The following is a 23,336-nucleotide window of genomic DNA, read 5'->3' on the forward strand; positions in this document are numbered from 1 at the left end:
ATCCGACTGGATACGGTTCGGCAAGCGCGTGGTCCGCCGATCCCCTCGCTCTTCGTGGAAGCACTCATGGCGACCCTGGTCCTCTCCACCATCGGCAATGCCCTCGGCTCCGCCCTCGGGGGGCCCGTCGGCGGGGCGTTCGGGCGCGCGGCCGGGGCGGCGCTCGGCGGCGCGCTGTTCGGCGCGGGCCACAAGACCCGCTTCGTGGAGGGGCCGCGCCTGTCCGACGTGGCGGGCATGACCTCCACCGAGGGCGACCCGATCCCGCGCGTCTACGGCCGGGCGCGGATCGGCGGGTGCCTGATCTGGGCGACGCGGCCCCTGGAAATCGCCAACACCCACGTCGAGCGCGCGGCCTCGCCCTCCAAGGGGTCGGGCGGCCAGCGCACCGTGCGCACCGCCTACGCCTATTACGCCAACCTCGCGGTGGGGCTGTGCGAGGGCGAGATCGCCTATGTCCGCCGGATCTGGGCGGACGGGGTCGAGGTGGACCGGACGCGCCTCACGCTGCGCGTCCACACCGGCGCGGCGGATCAGGTGCCCGATCCGCTGATCGTCGCCAAGGAGGGCGCGCAGGACGCCCCGGGCTATCGCGGCCTCGCCTACGTGGTGTTCGAGGCCCTGCCGCTGGCCGATTACGGCAACCGCATCCCGCAATTCACCTTCGAGGTGGTGCGGCCGGTCAACGGCCTGTGCCCGCTGATCCGCGCCGTCGATCTCATCCCCGGCGCGGGGGAGTTCGTCCTCGATCCCGCCGCCGTCACGGTGGATCTCGGCTGCGGGCGCACGCAGGCCGCCAACCGCCACCAGCAGGCCCGTGCGAGCGACGTGCTCGCCTCTCTCGACGCGCTCCAGGCCCTCTGCCCCAACCTGCGCCGGGTCGCCGTCGTGGCGGCGTGGTTCGGGGACGACCTGCGCGCCGGCCGGTGCCGCATCGCGCCGAAGGTCGAGACCGCGCTGAAGGCGACGACGGGCGATGAATGGAGCGTCGCCGGCCTGTCGCGCGAGGCGGCGGGCACCGTCTCCCTCCTGCCCGACGGCACCACCCCCGCCTATGGCGGCACGCCCTCCGATGCCGGGCTCGGGCGCCTCGTGGCGGACCTCTCCGCGCGGGGGCTCGACGTGGTGCTCTACCCCTTCGTGATGATGGACGTGCCGCCGGGCAACGCCCTGCCGGACCCGCGCGACCCGGCGGCCCGCCAGCCGCCCTATCCCTGGCGCGGGCGCATCACCTGCGATCCCGCCCCCGGCGTCGCCGGAAGCCCGGACGGCACGCAGGCCGCCGAGACCCATGTCGCGGCCTTCTTCGCCAACGGCTACCGCGCCCTCGTCCTGCATTACGCCGACCTCGCCGCCGGGTGGATCGGCGCGGGCGCGCGGATCGCGGGCTTCCTCGTCGGCAGCGAACTCCTCGGGCTGACGCGGGTGCGGGGCGCCTCCGGCTACCCGGCGGTTGGCGCCTTGCGCGACCTCGCCGCCGAGGTGCGGCGGCGGCTCGGGGCGGGCGTGCCCCTCGTCTACGCCGCCGACTGGACCGAGTACGGCGCCCATGTCCGCGATGGCGGGGCGAGCATCCGCTTCCCCCTCGACGCCCTGTTCGCGGATGCCAACATCGCGGCGGTCGGCATCGACTGGTACCCGCCCTTCACTGACTGGCGCGACGGGCCGGGCCATGCCGACCTCGCGCTGGCGGGCGACATCCACGACCGCGCCTACCTGAAGGCTTCGGGCGCCTCGGGCGAGGCGTTCGACTGGTACTACCCGGACGCGGCGGCCCGCGCCGCGCAGGACCGCCACCCGATCACCGACGGCGCCTCCGGCAAGTCGTGGATCTACCGGCCGAAGGACCTCGTCGGCTGGTGGTCGAACCGCCACGTCGAGCGCGACGGCGGCGTCGAGACCCGCGCCACCGCCTGGGTGCCGGCGGGCAAGCCGATCTGGCTCACGGAGGTGGGCGTGCCGGCGGTGGACAAGGGCACGAACGGCCCCAACGTCTTCCCCGATCCGAAATCCGCCGAGAACGCCGTCCCGCCCTTCTCGCGCGGGGTGCGCGACGACCTGATCCAGCTGCGCGGCCTGGAGGCGGTGCTCACGCGGTTCGACCCCGCCGCGCCGGGCTTCACGGCCGCCGACAACCCGGTCTCGCCGGTCTATGGCGGGCGGATGGTCGATCCGGCCAGCGTCTTCGTCTGGTGCTGGGACGCGCGGCCCTTCCCCGTCTTCTCCGACATGACGGCCACCTGGGCGGACGCGCCGCAATGGGGCCTCGGCCACTGGATCATCGGCCGGATCGAGGGCTGCGACCTCGACCTCCTGATCGCGCGCATCCTCGCCGAGTTCGGCTTCGACGCCCCCGTCACGGTGGAGGCGGCGGCCTTCTGCGACGGCTACGCCATCGACCGGCCGCTCACCGCGCGGGGTGCGCTCGAACCCCTGGCGCAGGTCTTCGGCCTCGACGTGTCGGCCACGGGCGGCACCCTGCGCCTGCGCGGACCCCGTCGCGACGCGCCCCTCGCCCTGGCGGAATCCGACCTCGTGCGGACTTCGGAGGAGGCGGCGCTCCTGCGCCGTGTCCGCGCCGAGGAGAGCGCGCTGCCCCTGAGCGTCGCCCTCGCCATCACCGATGCGGAGAGCCTCGATTACCGCCGGGCCGGCGCCGCCGCGACCCGGCCCGTGGGCGGGCGGCGCGGGCAGACCAAGCTCGACACCGCCCTCGTCACCCGCCGCGAGGTGGGCGACGCCCTCGCGGAGGAATGGCTCGACCGGCTAATCGCCGCCCGCGACAGCGCCACCCTCACCCTGAGCCCGCGGCGGCAGGAGGTGGAGCCCGGCGACCTCCTCGCCCTGCCGGGGGACGGGATGGTCGTGCGCGTCGAGCGCATCGACGACAGCCCGGCCGGGCGGCGGATCGCGGGCAGCCGGGTGCCGCCTCGCGCCGGCCCCGCCCGCGCCGTGGCGCGGGGCCGTTCCGCGCCGCTGCCGGCGGCGTCCCCCGCGCCGGGGGCGCCGTTCCCCGTCGCCCTGGACCTGCCGGTGGACCGGGGCAGCCCGACCGCCCTGCAATACCTCGCCGTCGCCGCCGAGCCCTGGCCGGGGCCGATGGTCGTGTGGCGCGCGGAAGCCGAGGGCGCCTTCGCCGTACAGGGCAGCGTCGACTTTCCCGCCTGCCTCGGGCGCCTCCTCGCGCCCCTGCCGCCGGGCCCGCTCTGTCGCCTCGACCGGGGCACGCGCCTGCCGGTGATGCTGCGGCGGGCGGGGGCGCTCGCCTCGGTGCCGCTGCCCGCGATGCTGGCCGGCGGCAACCTCTTCGCCGTCGTGGCGCCGGACGGGACGGTGGAGATCCTCTCCGCCGCCGGGGCCGAGGCGACCGGCGCCGACACGTTCCGGCTGACGGGCCTGCTGCGCGGCCTTGCCGGCAGCGAGGCGGCGGCGGGCCGGGGCGCGCCGACGGGGAGCCTGATCGTGCGCCTCGACGACGGCGCGGCGATCCCCCTCGTGGACCGGCTCGACGAGGCGGGCCGCGCCTTCCGCTACCGGATCGGCGCGCAGGGGCTCGATCCGGCCGATCCGGCCATGGCCCCGCTCTCTGCGACGGCCGGGCTCGCGGCGTTGCGGCCCCTGCGGCCGGTGCATCTGCGGGCGCGGCGGGTCGGCGGCGACGTCAGCCTCTCGTGGATCCGCCGGGCGCGGCGCGCGGCCGACGCCTGGGAGCCGGCCGACATCCCCCTGGACGAGGCCGCCGAGCGCTACGCGGTCACGCTCCACGCCAACGGCGCGGCGATCCGCTCGCTCACGGCGACCGGCCCCGCCCTGGTCTACCCGGCCGCCGACGAGACCGCCGATTTCGGCGGGCCGCAGCGCGCCCTCGACGTGGCGGTGGCGCAGGCCGGCGCCGCCGCCGGGCTCGGGCCGGCGACCCGCGCCCTCGTCCCCATCCGCACCGCCTGATCCCGGAGGAGCCCCCCATGTCCGATGTCACGCCCCATCTCGGCCTGCCGCTCCTCGCGGCGGGGCAGGCGCAGAAGCACGTCACCCACAACGAGGCGCTGACCCTGCTCGACGGCCTCGTGCAGCTCGCCTGCCGGGACAAGGACCTCGCCTCGCCCCCCGTGAACCCCGCCGAGGGCGACCGCTACCTCGTCACCGCCGCGACGCCGACCGGCGCCTGGGCGGGGCTCTCGGGGCAGGTGGTCCGCTTCACGGACGGGGTCTGGGTCGGCGCCGTGCCGGCGGCGGGCTGGCTCGCCTACGTCGCCGACGAGAAGCTGGTCTACGCCTTCGACGGGAGCATGTGGGCGTCCCTGACCACGGCGGGCTCCGCCCCCGCCGCCACCGACCGCCTGGGGGTGAACGCCCAGGCCGACGCCACGAACCGGCTGGCGGTGAAGACGGACGCGGCGTTCCTGTCGTGGGACGACGTCACGCCGGGCTCCGGCGACCTGCGCGTCACCGTCAACAAGAAGGCGGCGGCCCAGGATGCCGGCTTCGTCTTCCAGACGGGATGGTCCAGCCGCGCCCTGTTCGGGACGCTGGGCGGAGACGATCTGGTGCTCAAGACCTCGCCGGACGGCCAGAGCTTCCACACGGCGCTCACCGCCAGGGCCGCGACGGGCGTGGTCGCCTTCGAGGCGAGCCCGACCGCCCCGACCCCCGATGCGGGCGATGCCACCACCCGGCTCGCCACCACCGCCTTCGTCGCGGCGAGCGCGGCGGCGGCCACGGCGCGGGTGCAGGTGTCCGACGCCGCCTACACGATCCGGGGCAGCGACCGCACGGTGGCGGTGATCGCGCTGACGGCGGCGCGCACCCTCACCCTGCCGGCGGCCTCGGCCTACCCGCAGGGCACGGTGCTGACCGTGATGGACGAGAGCGGCGCCTGCTCGGGGGCCTGCGCCGTCACCATCGCCGCGCAGGGCAGCGACCGGATCAACGGGCTCGCGGCCACCGCCCTGGTGACGCCCTACGGCAGCGTCGCGCTGCAGAGCAACGGCTACAACAAGTGGACGGTGAACGACCGGGGGCTCACCTTCAACGAGCGCACCTTCGTGGACGTGGCGGAGCCGGCCTCGACGCAGATCGTCCAGGGCGGCTTCCCCCGGATCACGATGCGGAGCGTGAACAGCGATCCCGGCGGCAACTGGAACGCGACGGAGAGCTGGTACACCTGCCCGCGCCGGGGCATCTACCAGATCACGGCGTCCCTGCGGGTGAAGGACCAGAGCAGCGCCGGCACGCAATACGGGATCGGGGTCTACACCTCCGAGGCGGACGGCCCATGGTTCCTGTGGTGCGGCGTCGGCCCGACCCCGGCGACGCGCTCGACCTATCCGTACAGCCGGCTGTCGCTGCAGAACGCCGGGGACCGGCTGCGGATGTTCAGCTACTCGGACCAGGGCGTGTACGTGAGTACCGCCGGCCTGCAGATCTGCCTCGTCGCCGACGCGGCCTAGCCATGGTGGCGCCTTCCCCCTCCGACGCGGCGGCCGATCCGTTCGCGGCCCGCTGCGCCCGCCTCGGGCCGGTGCTGATGCGCGACCTCGCGCTCACCGACGTCCAGGCCGCCGGCCTCCTCGGCAATCTGGGCCACGAGACCGGCGGCTTCCGCCATCTCCAGGAGATCGCGCCCCTCGTGCCGGGCTCGCGCGGCGGCTGGGGCCTCGCGCAATGGACCGGCCCGCGCCGGGTGGCGATGGAGGCCTGGAGCCGGGCGCGCGGTCTCGATCCCGCCTCCGACGCCGCCAACGAGGGCTACCTGATCGCCGAGTTGCGCGGGCCCGAATCCGCCGCCCTCGACGCCCTGCGCCGCTGCGCGACCCTCGACCGGGCGACGGAGACCGTCTGCCGCCTGTTCGAACGCCCGGCCATCCCCGCCCTGCCGCGCCGCCTCGCCTACGCGCGGCGGGCCCTGCGGGCGATCCGCCCCACCCCCGTTCCCCACCCGCCAGGAGGTCCCCATGACCCGCGTCCCGCTCGTCCTCGCCCTGCTCTCCGCCGCCGGCCCCGCCGCCGCGGCCTCCCCGGAGGCCGCCGCCCTTCCCTGGGGTGACTGGCTCTCGGCGGCCCTGTCCGCCGCCTCCTCGGCCCTCGTCCCCGTCGCGGCGGCGGCGGTGACGGCCGGCATCGCCCGCACCGCCCCCTGGGCCAGCTCGATCCTCACCCGCGAGCGGGTCGAGGCAGCGATCCGCGCAGGCGTCGATTACGGCCAGAACGCCGTGTCCGGCGCCATGCGCGGCCGCAGCGTCGCCGTGAGCGTGGCCCCGGCGGTGGTGGCCGAGGGCACAAGGCACGTCCTCGCCACCGCGCCGGCCCGCGTCGTGCGCGGCGCGGGCGGGGCGGAGGGCGTGGCGGCGCGGATCTTCCGCGCGCTGCCCCTCGACGCGCAGGGCAGCGCCGAGACGGTCCTCGAACCGGCCCTGCGCCTCCTGAAGGCCGATCCGCCCCGCCGGGGCTGAGGGAAGGGGCGGGGGGGAAGGGGCGGGGGGACGGCCGCGTGGCCGGAGGAGGTGCGATGACGGCCCGTTCCCCCGATCCCCCCGACGCCCCGCCCCCCTGGCAGGCCTGGATCGCCCGCCAGAGCGCGCAGCGGCTCGCCCTCCTCGACGAGATCGTGGACGAGCGCATCGCGCGGCGGGCGCTGCGCGCGTTCCTCTGCCGCCTGAAACACGCCGTCGTCGCCGCCTTCCTCGGCGCGGCGGCGGTGGCCCACTGGTTCTCGGATCAGGCGGCCTGGATCGCCGAGCGTTTGCCGGCGCTGCGGCTGCTCTGGCGCCTCGTCACGGGAGGGCACTGATGCCGGACAAGGCCGACCGCGTCCTCACCCGCCTCTGGCTTGCCGTGGCCGCCCCCCTCGCCCTGGCGGTGAGCCTGCATCTCGGGGCGCTGTTCGGCGCGGGGCTCCGTCCCCAACCGGTGATGGAACCGGGGGCGGGCTCGGCCGTCATGGTCTGCAGCCGACGATCCGCCCATGAGAAGCTTTGCCCCTTCCCCGCCGAGAACTGACGCCCGCCGGACGAACTCCGGTATTCAGGGGGCATTCAGTGCCTGGAGCACAAAGCTCGGCCCAATGCGCCACGCCATCGCCCTTGCTGCCATCTGCCTGACCGTCGCGGCCTTCGTCGCGGGCGGGATCGGCTCCATGGCCGAGGACGCCCCGGCGACGCAAACCGCCCAGGCCGCCCTGTCGCCGGCCCCCCGCGTCGAGACCTGCCTCTCCCCCGCCGACATGCGCGAGGAGGTGGGCGAGCGCCGGGTGATCGAGCCCATCGCCGCCATCCGCGCCGCGCGCACGGTGATCCCGCGAGCCGAGATCCAGCGGGCCAGCCTCTGCCGGCACGAGGACGGACTCGTGTACATGCTGACGGCCTTGCGCCGGGACGGGCATTTCGTGCACGTCATCGTGGATGCGCGCACTGGCAAGGTCGCGGGTCAATACTGACGGGGTGCCGCCCGCCCCAGGGGACCCCAAGGGAGATGTGACGTGCGACTGCTCGTCGTCGAGGATGACAAGGACATCAACCGGCAGGTCGTGGCCGCGCTGGAGGAGGCGGGCTACGTCGCCGACAAGGCGTATGACGGCGAGGAGGGGGGCTATCTCGGCGAGAGCGAGCCCTACGACGCCATCATCCTCGACATGGGCCTGCCCAAGGCGGACGGCGTGAGCGTGCTGCAGAAGTGGCGCCGGGCCGGGGTGAAGACGCCGGTCATCATCCTCACCGCCCGCGACCGCTGGTCGGACAAGGTCGACGGCTTCGATGCCGGCGCCGACGACTACGTGACCAAGCCCTTCCACATGGAGGAGCTGATGGCCCGTGTCCGCGCCCTGCTGCGCCGGGCCGCCGGCCACGCCTCCAGCCAGATCACCTGCGGGCCCGTGACCCTCGACACCCGCTCCGGCAAGGTCTTCGTGGACGGCGCCCAGGTGAAGCTGACGAGCCACGAATACCGGCTGCTGTCCTACCTGATGCACCATACCGGCCGGGTCGTCTCCCGCGCCGAACTGACCGAACACCTGTACGACCAGGATTTCGACCGCGACTCGAACACGATCGAGGTCTTCGTCGGCCGGCTGCGTAAGAAGCTGGCGGTGGATCTCATCCAGACCGTGCGCGGCCTCGGCTACCTCGTGGACCCGAACCAGCCGGCGGCGCGGGTGTGAGGGGTTAGAGGCTTGCCCGAATGCTTGCGTCATTCTTCGCGGACGGCCACCATCGCGCGTGACGACGCTCGAGGGTGGCTCGCGGAGCGGTGGTTACTTCGAAACATGCATACTACTACGCGTTGAAGACTGCCTCCAGGGAGGCGGTGGCGCGCAGTATGACGGCCAAGATCGGCGCGAGCCCGGGGGGCAGCGCCTGGGCCGGCGTGACCTTCGCCTCGATCGACTCGTCGGCGACCGACCATGCCCGGCTCGAATGGCCCCGATACTATTCGGAGCGGACGCATCTGGGCTTCAAGGAGAGCTGGGAATCGCTCCACCGGAGATTCCAGCCGATCCCGTCGTATTTCGATCTCGCGATCTGGCAGCGGATCGAAGGCGGGGATGTCCTGCAGGGGCTGGCCCTCGGAAAGCCGTCCGACGGAAAGACCCACCTCACCCTCAATTGGGTCGAGCGGTCGTTCGCGCCGACATACCTCGCCGGGGGCATCCTCCTGCCGATCCTGGCCTGCGCGGAAGAATACGCCAAGCTCCTCGGGTGCCGTCGGGTGCTCGTCAAGAACCCCGTTGACCCTTCAAAATACCAGCGATACGGCTATCATCCGTACGCGTTACGCCGCGTCCGCGCGGCCTACCTGTGCAGGGAATTGTGACATGGCCAACAGAAACATGGCCAACAATGCGCCCACGCCTGCGGCGGCCATCGCCGTGCGGGACGAGATGACGGCCGCCCTCGATGCGGGCTTCGCCCATGCCGCGGCGTTCTATGCGGCCGGTCGCGACACGCTGATCGACCGCATCGCGCAGGACGAGTGGACCGCGTGGGACGGCCGCGACGAGATGGCCCTGGTCACAGATCCCGATGGAATCGATCTGACCGATGAGATGGTTCGCGATCTTGCGGCATAGGCCGTGACGGCACCCCTCGCGCGTCGGCCCCGCCACGGCGGGGCTTTTTGTTGCGGGCAGCCGCACCGGGACTAGCATGCGCCGCGTTCTCGACCTTTTCGCCTTGCGGCGGCGCTCCATCGCCGTGCGCCTCGCCGTCTCGGCCTTTCTGTCGAGTTCGGCGATCCTGCTGATCGCCGCCTGGATCCTCACGACCCTCTACCGCGAGAACACCGAGCGCGCCTTCGACAGCCGGCTCCTCGTCTTCACGAACAACCTCGCCACCGACCTCGTCACCCCCAACGATCCCGAGAGCCGCACCTTCTCCCTGGGCGATCCGCGCTTCGATCTGCCCCTGTCCGGCTGGTACTGGCAGGTCGGCAAGCCCGATGCGAAGCCGCGCGACATCCGCACCTCGCGCTCCCTCGTCGGCGTGGCGTTGCCGCCGGCCACCGACGCGGACGGCAAGGTCGGCGTCGGGCAGATCCGCCAGGGCTACGGCAAGGGCCAGGACGGGCGGCTCCTGCGCATCATGGAGCGCGACGTCGATCTCGGCGAGGAGGGCCGCTACACCGTGCGCGTGGCCGGGCCGGCCGACGAGATCGTCAACGACGTCGACCGCTTCCGCAACGCCCTCTACATGACCTTCGCGCTCCTCGGGGCGTCGCTGGCCTTGACCACGCTGCTGCAGATCCGCTTCGGCCTCGCGCCCTTGAAGAAGATGCGCGCGGCGCTCGGCGCCGTCCGCCAGGGCGAGGCCGACCGCATCACCGGGACTTATCCCCGCGACATCGCGCCGCTGACCGGCGAGGTGAACCTGCTCATCGAGACCAACCGCGAGATCCTGGAGCGCGCCCGCACGCAGGTCGGCAACCTCGCCCACGCCCTGAAGACGCCGCTCTCGATCATCGTCAACGAGGTCGGCTCGTCCGACGCGCCGGAGGACCTCGCCCTGAAGATCCGCGAGCAGGCGGCGGTGATGCGCGATCAGGTGAACTACCACCTCGACCGGGCGCGGGCGGCGGCGCTGGCGGGCACGCTGGGCACCTCCACGGAGATCGAGCCGGCGCTGGCGGGCCTCGTTCGTACCTTCGGCAAGATCTACCGCGACAAGGACATCGCCTACGAGGTCCACGTGCCGCCGGGCGTGCGCTTCCGGGGCGAGCGCCAGGACTTCGAGGAGATGGTCGGCAACCTCGTCGACAACGCCTCCAAGTGGGCGCACGGCCGGGTGGCGATCCGGGCCGAGGTGATCGCCCGGGACGGCTATCCCCTCCTCGTCGTCGCCATCGAGGACGACGGCCCCGGCCTGCCGCCGGAGGCGCGGCAGGCGGTGCTCGGGCGCGGGCGGCGCCTCGACGAATCGAAGCCGGGCTCGGGGCTCGGCCTCTCCATCGTGGCCGACCTCGCCGCCCTCTATCGCGGGCGCTTCAGCCTCGATCAGGCCACGCTCGGCGGCCTGCGGGCCGTGCTCGAAGTGCCCGGCGACGCGCCGGCCGGGGCAGCGGCCCATTGAGCGTGCGGCCAAGGTAAGGGTTGCTACCGGGCACGAGTTGGGTGACACCGTGCCGCCCGTCCGAGGCATGACGTCGGGTCGGAGCCGCCTCCATATGAAGACCGGACCCATCCGGTCCGCACGCGGGATCTGATGACGGCGATCTGGTTCATCCTGGCGGGCATGACCGCCCTGGCCGTGCTCAGCCTGCTCTGGCCGCTGTCGCGACGCGTCGCCGACCCGCGCGGCGAGGAGCCGGACGCGCTCGTCGCCACCGAGACGGCCTTCTACGAGGACCAGCTCGCCGAGATCGCCCGCGACGTGGAGCGCGGCCTGATGGCGCCGGAGGAGGCCGAGGCCGCCCGTGCCGAGGCCGCCCGCCGCCTGCTGCGTGCGAGCCGCGAGGCCGACGGCAAGGCCGAGGACGCGCCGACGCTGGCCGAGCCGCGCCTGCGCCGCCGCCGGGCGGCCTCCGCCTTCGCCCTCTCGACCATCCCGCTCGTCGCCCTCATCGCCTACGGGCTCTACGGCTCGCCGGAACTGCCCGCGCAGACCGAGGCCGACCGTACGGCGGCGCGCGGCGGCACCGACGAACTCGCCAAGGCCGTCGGCCAGATCGAGGCGCGGCTGTCCCGCGATCCCGACGACGCGCGCGGCTGGCAGGTCCTCGCCCCGGTCTACATGCGCACCGGCCGCTTCGACGAGGCGGCCCGCGCCTACGGGCAACTCGCCCGGCTGAAGGGCGACCCGCCCGAGATCCTGGCCGATTGGGGCGAGGCCCTGACGGCGGCGGGCGACGGCACCGTCTCCCCCGAGGCCAAGAGCCTCTTCGAGCGGGCGCTCGCCAAGGATCCGAAGGCCGCCAAGGCCCGCTTCTACGTCGCCCGCGCCGCCGAGCAGGGCGGCGACACCGGCGAGGCGATCCGCCAGCTCACCACCCTCGAAGGCACGAGCGCCCCCGACGCCCCCTGGCTCGGCGTCGTCCGCTCGACGCTGGCCCGGCTGAAGGGCGAGCCCGCCCCGCCCCCCGCCGCGCCCGAGGGTCCGCCCACGATCCCCGCCGAGCAGCAGGCCGCCATCCGCGGCATGGTCGATGGGCTCGACGCGCGGCTGAAGGCCGGCACCGGCACGCCGGACGAGTGGGTGCGGCTGATCCGCTCGCGCACCGTGCTCGGCGAGCGCGATCAGGCGATGGCGGCCTTGGCCCGCGCCCGCACGGCGCTGGCCTCCGACCCGCAGGGCCTCGCCCATGTCGAGGGGGCGGCCGGCGAACTCGGCCTCGGGCAGGCCCAGGCCAACCCTTCCGCCGTTCCCACCCCCACCCCCACGGCCAAGGCCGACACCGACGCCGCCATGGCGGCGGTGCGGGCGATGCCCCCGGCCGAGCGGGACGCGGCGGTGCGCGGCATGGTCGAGGCCCTGGACCGGCGCCTCGCGGCCAAGGGCGGCAGCCCCGACGAGTGGATGCGGCTCGTGCGCTCCTACAGCGTCCTGGGCGAGCGCGATCAGGCGGTGAAGGCCCTCGACCGCGCCCGCATGGCCCTCGCCGCCAACCCCGAGGCGGTGGCCCGGATCGACGGACTCGCCCATGACCTCGACCTCGCCGCCCCTGTCGCCAAAGGTCGCCCCTGAGGGCCAGGCGGCCTTCCGCCCTTGACCGGGAGGCCGCCGCGTCCGACACCCTCTGGCCATAGTAGGGGGAACGATCCGTCGTGACGCGCAAGAAGCGCCGCCTGATCCTGATCGCCGCCTGCGGCAGCGTGCTCGCGCTGGCCGTGGGGCTGATCCTGTTCGCGATGAGCGGCTCCATCGTCTTCTTCAAGTCGCCCTCGGAGATCGAGGCGCAGGCGATCCCCACCGGCACGCGCCTGCGGCTCGGCGGCCTCGTGCAGGACGGCTCGCTGAAGCGCGGGCCGGACCAGACCATCGACTTCGCGGTCACGGACCACGGCGCCACCATCGCCGTGCAGTACAAGGGCCTCCTGCCGGACCTGTTCCGGGAGGGGCAGGGCGTGGTGGCCGAGGGCGTGCTGGAGCCGGGCAACCGCTTCCGCGCCGACACGGTGCTGGCCAAGCACGACGAATCCTACATGCCCCGCGAAGTCGCCGACGCCCTCAAGAAGCAGGGCCGGTGGCAGGAGGGGGGGCCGCAGGGCGGGCCGCAGGGCCAGGCGCCCGCCGCCTCGGCCTCGGCCGGCGGCACGCTCGGGCCGCGCAGCGAACGGTGAGGCTCACGTGATCGTCGAGACCGGACATTTCGCCCTCGCCCTGGCGCTCGCCCTGTCCCTCGTCCAGACGGCGATGCCGATCTGGGCGGCGCGCTCGGGCGACCCGACCCTGCGGCAGGCCACCTTCCAGGCGGCGCTCGGCGCCTTCGCCTGCGTGCTCTTCGCCTTCGCGGCCCTCACCTGGGCGCATGTCACGTCGGACTTCTCGGTCCAGAACGTGGTCGAGAACTCGCACACGCAGAAGCCGCTGATCTACAAGATCTCCGGCGTGTGGGGGAACCACGAGGGCTCGATGCTCCTCTGGGTGCTCATCCTCACCCTATTCGGCGCCTGCGTCGCGGCCGCGCGCAATTCGGTGCCGCCGAGGCTCAGGGCGAACACGCTGGGCGTGCAGGGGCTCGTCAGCTTCGTCTTCCTGCTGTTCATCATCACGACCTCGAACCCGTTCACCCGCGTGGTGCCGGCGCCGCTCGAGGGCCGCGACCTGAACCCGCTGCTGCAGGATCCCGGCCTCGCCATCCACCCGCCGCTCCTCTACCTCGGCTATGTCGGGTTCTCGATCTCCTTCGCCTTCGCCGCCGCCGCGCTGATCGAGGGCCGCATCGACGCCGTCTGGGCGCGGGCCGTGAGGCCCTGGACCCTCTCGGCGTGGTGCTTCCTCACGCTCGGCATCGCGATGGGCTCCTACTGGGCCTATTACGAGCTCGGCTGGGGCGGCTGGTGGTTCTGGGATCCGGTGGAGAACGCCTCCCTGATGCCGTGGATCGCGGGCACGGCGCTCCTCCATTCCACCGTGGTGATGGAGAAGCGCGATGCCCTGAAGGTCTGGACGGTGCTGCTCGCCATCCTCACCTTCTCGCTCTCGCTGGTGGGCACCTTCATCGTCCGCTCGGGCGTGCTGACCTCGGTGCATTCCTTCGCCACCGATCCGACGCGCGGCGTGTTCATCCTCGGCATCCTCGTGCTGTTCATCGGCGGGTCGCTGGCCTTGTTCGCATGGCGGGCGCCGCTGCTGCGGCAGGGCGGCCTGTTCGCGCCGATCTCCCGCGAGGGGTCGCTCGTCCTCAACAACCTCTTCCTCGTCGCGGCCTGCGCGACGGTGTTCGTGGGCACGCTCTACCCGCTGCTCCTGGAGATGCTGACCGGCGACAAGATCACCGTCGGCCCGCCCTTCTTCAATTCCACCTTCGTGCCCCTGGCGATCCCGCTGCTGCTGATCGTGCCGTTCGGGCAGGCCCTGGCCTGGAAGCGCGGGGATCTGCACGCCGCGACGCAGCGCCTGTTCTTCGCCCTCGCCCTGGCGCTGGCCGCCGGCCTCGCGGTGCTGGCCTTCCATTCGGGCGGGCCCTGGATGGCGCCGGTCGGCATCGGGCTCGGCGCCTACCTCATCATCGGCTCCGTGCTGGAGATCGTCGGCCGCGCCCGCGGCTACGGCGCGCGGCGCACCCGCGCGGCCGGGGAGATCGCCCGCCGGGCCATCGGCCTGCCGCGCTCGGCCTGGGGCACGGCCTTCGCCCATGCGGGCGTCGGCGTGGTGGTGATCGGCATCGCCGCCCAGGGCTGGGCGGGCGAGGGGCTGGCGAGCCTCAACCCGGGGGGCACGCTCACGGTCGGCCCCTACGTGGCGACGCTCGATTCCGTCGCCCCGCGCAAGGGCCCGAACTACGAGGAGGCGGGCGCCTTCCTCACCATCCGCAACCGCGAGGGCGACGAGATCGGCAAGGTCGAGACCGGCCGCCGCTTCTATCCGAGCCGGCAGATGACCGTGACCGAATCCGGCTTGCTCACCATCGGCGCCAGCCAGGTCTATGCGAGCCTCGGCGAGGTCGGGAAGGACGGTGCCATCGGCCTGCGGCTTTACTACAAGCCGCTGGTGCTGCTGATCTGGCTCGGCGCCGTGGTGATGGCCTTGGGCGGCGGCCTCTCCCTCACCGACCGGCGGATGCGCGTCGGCGCCCCCGCCAAGGCGAAGGGCCGTGCCCTTCCCGCGAGCGCGGTGCCTGCGGAATGAGCGTGACGGCCCGCTGCGCGCTCGCCGCCGCGCTCCTCCTCGCCCCGCTCCCGGCGCTCGCCGTGCAGCCGGGCGAGGTGATGAAGGACCCCGCCCTGGAACACCGGGCGCGGGAGATCTCCGAGGGGCTGCGCTGCCTCGTCTGCCAGAACCAGTCCATCGACGATTCCGACGCGCCCCTTGCCAAGGACCTCCGCCTGCTGGTCCGCGACCGCTTGGCGAAGGGCGACAGCAACGAGGCGGTGCGGGACTACGTCGTGGCCCGCTACGGCGAGTTCGTGCTGCTGCGCCCGGTCTTCGCCCTCCACACCCTCATCCTGTGGCTGACGCCCGCGCTCGCCGTGGTGCTCGGCCTGTTCGGCCTGTGGCGCCTCGCGCGCCGCCGCTCCGTCGCCCCCGTGCGGCATCTTTCGGCCGCCGAGGAGGCGGAGGTCGCCGCGCTGCTGCGACGGGAGTAGGCTCGCCCCCATCGGCTTGATTCGCCCCTCCGGACCGTTCGGCACGAGTCTTGGAACTCGGCACGAGTCTTGGATCCGACAGCGGATCATACGAAGTGGGGAGGGGACGATGACCGCTGCGACGCTGACCATCTCCAGCCGCAACTATTCCTCCTGGTCCTTGCGGGGCTGGCTGATCTGCCGGATGGCGGGTCTCGATTTCTCCACCGAACTCCTGTCCGGCGAGGACACGACCAGCCGGGCGGAGCTGCTGCATCTCTCGCCGTCCTTCCTCGTGCCCCGGCTGCGCCACGGCGACATCGTCGTGTGGGACACCCTCGCCATCACCGCCTACCTGCACGAGACCTTCCCGGAGGCCGGCCTGCTGCCGGAGGGGCGGGCCGAGCGGGCGCATTGCTTCTCCATCGCGGGCGAGATGCATGGGGGCTTCGTGAACCTGCGCTCGGCCCTGCCGATGAACCTGAAGGCGTTCCACCCCGGCTTCCGGGTGTTCAACGGCGCCAAGGCCGACATCGAGCGCATCGTCACGATCTTCGACGATTGCCTCGACCGCTACGAGGGCCCGTACCTGTTCGGCAAGACGCCCTCCCTCGCGGACGCGATGTTCGCCCCCGTCTGCACCCGCTTCCGCACCTACGACGTGACGCTGCCGCCGGGCGCTGCCGCCTACCGCGACACGATCCTACACTGGCCACTGATGGTCGAGTGGGCCGAGGCCGCCGCCCAGGAGCCGGAGGAGATCGAAGAACTCGACATGGAGTTCTGAGCGATGGCATTTTCCTGCATGTCTCGCGGCAAGCTCGACAGCCTTTCGCCGTGACCGGCGACGCCGGCAGCCCGCTGGAAACGCTCGCGAAAGGTTTCGTCAGCACTGGCGCCCGCTGAGGGCGGACGGACCGATCGGTCGCCCGCAAGGTAACAGTTCAACAGACGTCCTTTGTCGGCCCACCGGACAGCGCGATTGAAGCGCACCTGCAATTCTGTTCCACTTCGACTTAGAACAGGAACAGACTGGGCAGGAAACCTATGCCGCGTCACGAGCCCTGGAGCCACGAGCGGGCCTCGGGCATCATCGCCGAGCACAGCCATCTCGAAGGCGCCACGCTGCCGATCCTGCACGCGCTGCAGGAAACCTTCGGCTACGTGGATCACGGCGCGATCCCCCTGATCGCCGATGCCCTGAACATGTCGAACGCCGAGGTGTTCGGCTGCGTCAGCTTCTACCACGACTTCCGCAAGGCGCCGGCCGCCGGCCGCCACGAGGTGAAGCTCTGCCGGGCCGAGGCCTGCCAGGCGATGGGCTCGGACTCCCTGCACCGCGAGATCCTCGGCCGCCTCGGCTGCGATTGGCACGGCACGGCCACCGACGGCTCCGCCACGGTGGAGCCGGTCTATTGCCTCGGCCTCTGCGCCAACGGCCCGGCCGCCCTGGTCGATGGCGAGCCCGTCGCGCATCTCACCGCCGACGCCCTGGAAGCCGCCCTGACGGAGGTGCGCCAGTGAGCGTCACGCTTTACGTTCCCCGCGATGCCGTGGCCCTCGGGCTCGGCGCCAACAAGGTCGCCCGCGCGCTGTTCGCGGGCGCCGAGCGGCGCGGCCTCGACGTCACCATCGTCCGCACGGGCTCGCGCGGCCTGTTCTGGCTGGAGCCGATGGTCGAGGTGGCCACGCCCGAGGGCCGCGTCGCCTACGGGCCCGTGACCCTGAAGGACGTGGACGCCCTCCTCGATGGCGGCCTCCTGACCGGCGGCGAGCATTCGCTTCGCCTCGGCAACCCGGAAGAGATCCCCTTCCTCGCCAAGCAGCAGCGCCTGACCTTCCACCGCTGCGGCGTCATCGATCCGGTCTCCGTCGAGGATTACCGGGCCCATGGCGGCTATCGCGGCCTCGACGCGGCGCTGAAGCTCGACGCCGAAGGCATCGTGACGGCGGTGCGCGAGTCGGGCCTGCGCGGGCGCGGCGGCGCCGGCTTCCCGGCGGGCATCAAGTGGAACACGGTGATGCTGGCCAGGGCGGACCAGAAATACGTGGTCTGCAATGCCGACGAGGGCGATTCCGGCACCTTCGCCGACCGGATGATGATGGAGGGCGACCCCTTCAACCTCATCGAGGGCATGACCATCGCCGCCGTCGCCACCGGTGCGACCCGGGGCTACATCTACCTGCGCTCCGAATATCCGCAGGCCTTCGAGACCCTGAAGAAGGCCATCGCCAACGGCGTGAAGGCGGGGGTGCTCGGCGAGAACATCCTCGGCTCGGGCAAGACCTTCCACCTGGAAGTCCGCCTCGGGGCCGGCGCCTACATCTGCGGCGAGGAGACCTCGCTGCTGGAGAGCCTTGAGGGCAAGCGCGGCATCGTGCGGGCCAAGCCCCCGATCCCAGCCCTCAAGGGCTTCCTCGGCAAGCCGACGCTGGTCAACAACGTCATGACCTTCACGGCCGTGCCGTGGATCCTGGAGAACGGCGCCAAGGCCTATGCCGATTACGGCATGGGCCGGTCGCTCGGCACCCTGCCGATCCAGCTCGCGGGCAACATCAAGCATGGCGGCCTGATCGAGCTGGCCTTCGGCATCACCCTGCGCGAGGTGATCCAGGAATACGGCGGCGGCACCCGCTCGGGCCGTCCGGTGCGGGCCGTGCAGGTCGGCGGGCCGCTCGGGGCCTACTTCCCCGATCACCTCCTCGACACGCCCCTCGATTACGAGGCGATGGCGGCCAACAAGGGCCTCGTCGGCCATGGCGGCATCGTCGTGTTCGACGACACCGTCGACATGGCCTCCCAGGCCCGCTTCGCCTTCGAGTTCTGCGCCACCGAATCCTGCGGCAAGTGCACCCCCTGCCGCATCGGCGCGACGCGCGGCGTCGAGACGATGGACAAGGTGATCGCCGGCATCCGGCCCGAGGCGAATCTCAAGCTCGTCGAGGACCTCTGCGAGGTCATGACCGACGGCTCGCTCTGCGCCATGGGCGGCCTGACGCCGATGCCCGTGATGAGCGCCATCACCCACTTCCCCGAGGATTTTCGCCGCGCGGGCTTGCTGCCTGCGGCGGCTGAGTGAGGAGGCTTCCATGGCCCTCATCAAAGAGATCGACTACGGCACCCCGATCCGGGTCGCCGAGCAGACGGTCACGCTGACCATCGACGGCATGGAGGTCACGGTTCCGGCCGGCACCTCCGTCATGGCCGCCGCCATGACCGCCGGCACGCAGATCCCCAAGCTCTGCGCCACCGACAGCCTGGAGCCGTTCGGCTCCTGCCGCCTCTGCCTCGTGGAGATCGAGGGCCGTCGCGGCACGCCGGCCTCGTGCACCACGCCGGCCGAGAACGGCATGGTCGTGCGCACGCAGACCGACAAGCTCGCCAAGATGCGCAAGGGGGTGATGGAGCTCTACATCTCCGACCACCCGCTGACCTGCCTCACTTGCGCCGCCAACGGCGATTGCGAGTTGCAGGACATGGCCGGTGTCGTGGGCCTGCGCGACGTGCGCTACGGCTACGAGGGCGACAACCACGTCGTGCCGAGCGCCGAGAAGTACCTGCCGAAGGACGAGTCAAACCCGTACTTCACCTACGATCCGTCGAAGTGCATCGTCTGCAACCGCTGCGTGCGCGCCTGTGAGGAGGTGCAGGGCACCTTCGCCCTGACCATCGCCGGCCGGGGCTTCGACAGCCGCGTCGCCGCCGGGCCGACGAACTTCATGGAATCGGAGTGCGTGTCCTGCGGCGCCTGCGTTCAGGCCTGCCCGACCGCGACCCTCCAGGAAAAGTCGATCCACGAGTTCGGCCAGCCCGAGCATGCGGAGCTGACGACCTGCGCCTATTGCGGCGTCGGCTGCTCGTTCAAGGCGGAGATGCAGGGCACCCGCGTGGTGCGCATGGTCCCCTACAAGGGCGGCAAGGCCAACGAGGGCCATTCTTGCGTGAAGGGCCGCTTCGCCTACGGCTACGCCACCCACAAGGACCGCATCACCAAGCCGATGATCCGCGAGAAGATCACGGATCCGTGGCGCGAGGTCTCCTGGGAGGAGGCGATCGGCCGGGCGGCCTCCGAGTTCAAGCGGATCCAGGCCCAGTACGGCAAGGATTCCGTCGGCGGCATCACCTCGTCGCGCTGCACGAACGAGGAAGCCTACCTCGTCCAGAAGCTGGTCCGCGCCGCCTTCGGCAACAACAACGTCGACACCTGCGCCCGCGTCTGCCACTCGCCGACCGGCTACGGCCTGATGTCCACGCTCGGCACCTCGGCCGGCACGCAGGACTTCAAGTCCGTCGAGCATTCCGACGTGATCCTCGTGATCGGCGCCAACCCGACCGACGGCCACCCGGTCTTCGGCTCGCGGATGAAGAAGCGCCTGCGCCAGGGCGCGAAGCTGATCGTCGCCGATCCGCGCAAGATCGACCTCGTGAAGTCGCCCCACATCAAGGCGGACTTCCACCTGCCGCTGAAGCCCGGCTCGAACGTCGCCTTCATCAACTCGATGGCCCATGTCATCGTCACCGAGGGCCTGATCGACGAGGCCTACGTCCGCGAGCGCTGCGACCTGCCGGAGTTCGAATCCTGGGCGCGCTTCGTCGCCGAGGAGCGGCATTCGCCGGAGAGCCAGGAGCAGTTCACCGGCCTCGACCCGCAGGCCGTGCGCGGCGCGGCCCGGCTCTACGCCAAGGGCGGCGCGGCCGGCATCTATTACGGGCTGGGCGTCACCGAGCACAGCCAGGGCTCCACGATGGTCATGGGCATGGCCAACATCGCCATGGCCACCGGCAACATCGGCAAGCTCGGCGCGGGCGTGAACCCGCTCCGCGGCCAGAACAACGTGCAGGGCTCCTGCGACATGGGCTCGTTCCCGCACGAGCTGACCGGCTACCGCCACGTCTCGGACGACGCCACCCGCGAGAGCTTCGAGGCCCTGTGGGGCGCCAAGCTCGACAACGCGCCGGGCCTGCGCATCACCAATATGCTGGACGAGGCCGTCGAGGGCGCGTTCAAGGGCATGTACATCCAGGGCGAGGACATCGCGCAGTCGGACCCCGACACGCACCACGTCACCGCCGGCCTGATGGCGATGGAATGCATCGTCATCCAGGACATCTTCCTGAACGAGACGGCGAAATACGCCCACGTCTTCCTGCCGGGCGCGTCGTTCCTCGAAAAGGACGGCACCTTCACCAATGCCGAGCGGCGGATCAGCCGCGTGCGCAAGGTGATGCCGCCGATGGGCGGCTACGGCGACTGGGAGGGCACGATCCTGCTCGCCAAGGCGCTCGGCTACGAGATGCATTACGATCACCCGTCTGAGATTATGGACGAGATCGCGAGCCTCACCCCGAGCTTCACCGGCGTGTCCTACGCCAAGCTCGATGAGCTCGGCTCGATCCAGTGGCCGTGCAACGAGAAGGCGCCGCTCGGCACCCCGATGATGCACGTCGACCGCTTCGTGCGCGGCAAGGGCCGGTTCATGATCACCGAGTTCGTGCCGACCGAGGAGCGGACGGGGGCCAAGTTCCCGCTCATCCTCACCACGGGCCGCATCCTGTCCCAGTACAATGTCGGCGCGCAGACGCGGCGCACCGAGAACTCGCGCTGGCACGAGGAGGACGTGCTGGAGATCCACCCCTTCGACGCCGAACTGCGCGGCATCGTGGACGGCGATCTCGTCTCCCTGGAGAGCCGTTCGGGCGACATCGCCCTGAAGGCCAGCGTGTCCGAGCGGATGCAGCCGGGGGTGGTCTACACGACCTTCCACCACGCCAAGACCGGCGCCAACGTCATCACCACCGACTATTCGGATTGGGCGACCAACTGCCCCGAATACAAGGTGACGGCGGTGCAGGTGCGGCGGACCAACCGGCCCTCCGACTGGCAGGCGAAGTTCTACGAGGAGGACTTCTCCCTCACGCGGATCGCTCAGGAAGCGGCGGAGTAGGCCCGATGGCGGCGGCAACCCAGGAAGACAAGCTCCTGCGCATGGCGAACCAGATCGCCTCCTTCTTCCGGTCCTACCCGGATGACGAGGCGGTGGCGGGCATCCACAAGCACATCGAGGCGTTCTGGACGCCGAAGATGGTCCACAAGCTCGAAGCGGCCCTGCCAAGCTTCGGCGAGAAGGCGGACATCCTCGTCCGCCGGGCGATGCAGATCGACGAGCCGGTGGCCGAGAGCCCGATCCGCGCGGCCACCCGCGATCCGCAGAAGCTCGGTGAGGGCGCCAGCGACGCCGGTTGAAATGACGCGCCGCCATGCAATCGCTGGCGGCGCGATCGGCGAAATCTCGTTTCCCCGTGGGATTGACCCCGGGATGTCATTCGTAAGCTAGCCTCGTCTTGGCCTCTGCGCTAAGCGCATTTCGTATGACGGCCCGTTCAACGAGGCCGTTACGAGAGGCGACGGATGACGACTGGGTTTGCGGGTGCTGTCGCGCCCGGTGAGACGCATGGCGTCCTGTCGCGAGAGCGCATCGTCGCCAAGCCCGGCTTCAACCGCTGGCTCGTTCCCCCCGCCGCCCTGGCCATCCATCTCTGCATCGGCATGGCCTACGGCCTGTCGGTGTTCTGGCTGCCCCTGAGCCGCGCGCTCTCCGTGGGCAAGCCCGCGGCGGCCGCCTGCCCCGACATGGGCGTGATGACCGCCCTGTTCACCACCACCTGCGATTGGCGAGTGAGCGACCTCGTCACCGTCTTCTCCATCGGCATCGTGGTGCTCGGCCTCTCGGCGGCCCTGTTCGGCGGGTGGCTGGAGCGGGCGGGCCCGCGCAAGGCTGGACTCGTGGCGGCCCTGTGCTGGGGCGGCGGCTTCCTGCTCGGCGCGCTCGGCGTCTACATCCACCAGCTCTGGCTGGTCTGGCTCGGCATGGGCCTGATCGGCGGCGTCGGCCTCGGCCTCGGCTACATCTCGCCGGTCTCGACGCTCATCAAATGGTTCCCCGACCGGCGCGGCATGGCCACCGGCATGGCGATCATGGGCTTCGGCGGCGGCGCGATGATCGGCTCGCCCCTCGCCGACCTGCTCATCAAGACCTTCCGCACCCCCGACACGGCCGGCGTCTGGCAGACGCTGGCGGTGTTGGGCGTCGGCTACCTGCTGTTCATGACGGCGGGCGCCTTCGGCTACCGCGTGCCGCCGGCCGGCTGGAAGCCGGAGGGCTGGACGCCGCCCGCCGCGTCCACCAACGCGATGATCGCCGCCGGACACGTCCACCTGCGGGACGCGCACAAGACCGTCCAGTTCTGGATGATCTGGCTGGTGCTCTGCCTCAACGTCTCGGCGGGTATCGGCGTGCTGGCTCTCGCCTCCCCGATGCTGCAGGAGATCTTCGGCGGCGCGCTCATCGGCCAGCCGGGCACGGCGCTCGCCGCCCTCGACGGCGGCCAGAAGGCGCAGGTCGCGGCCATCGCGGCGGGTTTCGTCGGGCTCCTGTCCCTGTTCAACATCCTCGGCCGGTTCTTCTGGGCCTCCCTCTCCGACCGGATCGGCCGGAAAGTCACCTACGCCACGTTCTTCCTCCTCGGCGCCGTCCTCTACGCCGCCGCGCCCTCCGCCGCGACGGCCGGCTCGCAGGCGCTGTTCGTGGCGATCTTCTGCGTCATCCTCTCGATGTATGGCGGCGGCTTCGCCACCATCCCGGCCTACCTCGCCGACATCTTCGGCACGCAGTTCGTGGGCGCCATCCACGGGCGGCTGCTCACCGCGTGGTCGACGGCGGGCATCGTCGGGCCCTTCGTGGTGACGAAGATCCGCGAGGTCCAGGCGGCGGCCGGCGTGCAGGGCGCCGACCTCTACGGGCGCACCCTCTACGTGCTGGCGGGCTTCCTCGTGGCCGGCTTCGTCTGCAACCTCGCCGTCCGGCCCCTGGCCCAGTGTTGGTTCATGGCGGATGCGGAGGTCGCCGCGCTCGGCGCCGGCCCCGGCGCCCGGCCGCTGCCGTCGGGCTCCTTCGGCATCGGCCGGGGCGGGTTCAGCCTCGGCGCACTGCTCGCCTGGGCGGTGGTCGGCATCCCGATCCTCTGGGGCATCGGCATCACGCTCTCCAAGGCGCTGATCCTGTTCCGGTAAGGGGGCCGGCGCCCGCCGCATTGTGCCGGGGCGGGCGGGCGCTTACCTCC

General features: G+C 71.9%; 21 protein-coding genes. All 21 read left to right on the plus strand.

What is annotated here, in order from left to right:
• Window positions 1-66 precede the first annotated feature (66 nt).
• The 21 genes from ACXJ1Y_RS18800 to ACXJ1Y_RS18900 all read left to right on the plus strand — a co-directional run bounded on the left by ACXJ1Y_RS18800 (window position 67) and on the right by ACXJ1Y_RS18900 (window position 23,286).
• Complete coding sequence (locus ACXJ1Y_RS18800) at window positions 67-3,948, plus strand: baseplate multidomain protein megatron (RefSeq protein ID WP_463847638.1); 3,882 nt, start codon at window positions 67-69, stop codon at window positions 3,946-3,948.
• A 17-nt stretch (window positions 3,949-3,965) separates the two neighbouring features.
• The gene (locus tag ACXJ1Y_RS18805) at window positions 3,966-5,450 is read left to right on the plus strand and encodes a DUF2793 domain-containing protein (protein ID WP_463847639.1); all 1,485 of its coding nucleotides are present in this window, start codon (window positions 3,966-3,968) and stop codon (window positions 5,448-5,450) included.
• A 2-nt stretch (window positions 5,451-5,452) separates the two neighbouring features.
• A complete protein-coding gene (locus ACXJ1Y_RS18810) occupies window positions 5,453-6,046 on the plus strand; it encodes a phage tail tip lysozyme (RefSeq protein ID WP_463847640.1) in 594 nt (197 codons plus the stop codon).
• Window positions 5,955-6,452 (plus strand): hypothetical protein, encoded by a 498-nt coding sequence (locus tag ACXJ1Y_RS18815; RefSeq protein ID WP_463847641.1) that lies wholly within the window; start codon window positions 5,955-5,957, stop codon window positions 6,450-6,452. Before ACXJ1Y_RS18810 ends, ACXJ1Y_RS18815 begins: the two co-directional genes overlap by 92 nt.
• A 56-nt stretch (window positions 6,453-6,508) precedes the next feature.
• Window positions 6,509-6,790: a hypothetical protein gene (locus ACXJ1Y_RS18820; RefSeq protein ID WP_342162506.1), complete on the plus strand. Its 282-nt coding sequence runs from the start codon at window positions 6,509-6,511 to the stop codon at window positions 6,788-6,790.
• Window positions 6,790-6,999 carry a hypothetical protein gene (locus ACXJ1Y_RS18825; protein ID WP_463847642.1) on the plus strand — a complete coding sequence of 70 codons (210 nt, stop codon included), beginning with the start codon at window positions 6,790-6,792 and terminating at the stop codon, window positions 6,997-6,999. Before ACXJ1Y_RS18820 ends, ACXJ1Y_RS18825 begins: the two co-directional genes overlap by 1 nt.
• A 64-nt stretch (window positions 7,000-7,063) precedes the next feature.
• The gene (locus tag ACXJ1Y_RS18830) at window positions 7,064-7,435 is read left to right on the plus strand and encodes a PepSY domain-containing protein (protein ID WP_463847643.1); all 372 of its coding nucleotides are present in this window, start codon (window positions 7,064-7,066) and stop codon (window positions 7,433-7,435) included.
• Between the two features lie 42 nt (window positions 7,436-7,477).
• Window positions 7,478-8,155 carry a response regulator transcription factor gene (locus ACXJ1Y_RS18835; protein WP_243959171.1) on the plus strand — a complete coding sequence of 226 codons (678 nt, stop codon included), beginning with the start codon at window positions 7,478-7,480 and terminating at the stop codon, window positions 8,153-8,155.
• 146 nt (window positions 8,156-8,301) lie between these two features.
• Window positions 8,302-8,808: a hypothetical protein gene (locus tag ACXJ1Y_RS18840; RefSeq protein ID WP_463847644.1), complete on the plus strand. Its 507-nt coding sequence runs from the start codon at window positions 8,302-8,304 to the stop codon at window positions 8,806-8,808.
• Between the two features lie 16 nt (window positions 8,809-8,824).
• The gene (locus ACXJ1Y_RS18845) at window positions 8,825-9,064 is read left to right on the plus strand and encodes a hypothetical protein (protein ID WP_463847645.1); all 240 of its coding nucleotides are present in this window, start codon (window positions 8,825-8,827) and stop codon (window positions 9,062-9,064) included.
• 76 nt (window positions 9,065-9,140) lie between these two features.
• The gene (locus tag ACXJ1Y_RS18850) at window positions 9,141-10,559 is read left to right on the plus strand and encodes an ATP-binding protein (protein WP_463847646.1); all 1,419 of its coding nucleotides are present in this window, start codon (window positions 9,141-9,143) and stop codon (window positions 10,557-10,559) included.
• Between the two features lie 132 nt (window positions 10,560-10,691).
• Entirely contained in the window at window positions 10,692-12,170 is a 1,479-nt protein-coding gene (gene ccmI / locus ACXJ1Y_RS18855; RefSeq protein WP_463847647.1) for a c-type cytochrome biogenesis protein CcmI, read from the plus strand.
• Between the two features lie 80 nt (window positions 12,171-12,250).
• Entirely contained in the window at window positions 12,251-12,766 is a 516-nt protein-coding gene (gene ccmE, locus ACXJ1Y_RS18860; RefSeq protein WP_463847648.1) for a cytochrome c maturation protein CcmE, read from the plus strand.
• Between the two features lie 7 nt (window positions 12,767-12,773).
• Window positions 12,774-14,777, plus strand: coding sequence for a heme lyase CcmF/NrfE family subunit (locus ACXJ1Y_RS18865; RefSeq protein ID WP_463847649.1), 2,004 nt, complete (start codon window positions 12,774-12,776; stop codon window positions 14,775-14,777).
• Window positions 14,774-15,235, plus strand: a complete 462-nt coding sequence (locus ACXJ1Y_RS18870; RefSeq protein ID WP_463847650.1) for a cytochrome c-type biogenesis protein — start codon at window positions 14,774-14,776, stop codon at window positions 15,233-15,235. Before ACXJ1Y_RS18865 ends, ACXJ1Y_RS18870 begins: the two co-directional genes overlap by 4 nt.
• A 109-nt stretch (window positions 15,236-15,344) precedes the next feature.
• Entirely contained in the window at window positions 15,345-16,001 is a 657-nt protein-coding gene (locus ACXJ1Y_RS18875; RefSeq protein ID WP_463847651.1) for a glutathione S-transferase family protein, read from the plus strand.
• A gap of 260 nt (window positions 16,002-16,261) precedes the next feature.
• Complete coding sequence (locus tag ACXJ1Y_RS18880; RefSeq protein ID WP_463847652.1) at window positions 16,262-16,738, plus strand: formate dehydrogenase subunit gamma; 477 nt, start codon at window positions 16,262-16,264, stop codon at window positions 16,736-16,738.
• Window positions 16,735-18,294, plus strand: coding sequence for a formate dehydrogenase beta subunit (locus ACXJ1Y_RS18885; RefSeq protein ID WP_463847653.1), 1,560 nt, complete (start codon window positions 16,735-16,737; stop codon window positions 18,292-18,294). The genes ACXJ1Y_RS18880 and ACXJ1Y_RS18885 overlap by 4 nt, the downstream gene beginning before the upstream one ends.
• 10 nt (window positions 18,295-18,304) lie before the next feature.
• On the plus strand, window positions 18,305-21,160 hold the full coding sequence (gene fdhF / locus ACXJ1Y_RS18890) for a formate dehydrogenase subunit alpha (RefSeq protein ID WP_463847654.1): 2,856 nt from the start codon (window positions 18,305-18,307) through the stop codon (window positions 21,158-21,160).
• Window positions 21,161-21,165: 5 nt separating this feature from the next.
• The gene (locus ACXJ1Y_RS18895) at window positions 21,166-21,459 is read left to right on the plus strand and encodes a formate dehydrogenase subunit delta (protein ID WP_463847655.1); all 294 of its coding nucleotides are present in this window, start codon (window positions 21,166-21,168) and stop codon (window positions 21,457-21,459) included.
• 165 nt (window positions 21,460-21,624) lie between these two features.
• On the plus strand, window positions 21,625-23,286 hold the full coding sequence (locus tag ACXJ1Y_RS18900; protein WP_463847656.1) for an OFA family MFS transporter: 1,662 nt from the start codon (window positions 21,625-21,627) through the stop codon (window positions 23,284-23,286).
• Window positions 23,287-23,336: the final 50 nt, after the last annotated feature.

It is taken from the genome of Methylobacterium sp. TK26 (assembly GCF_055361565.1).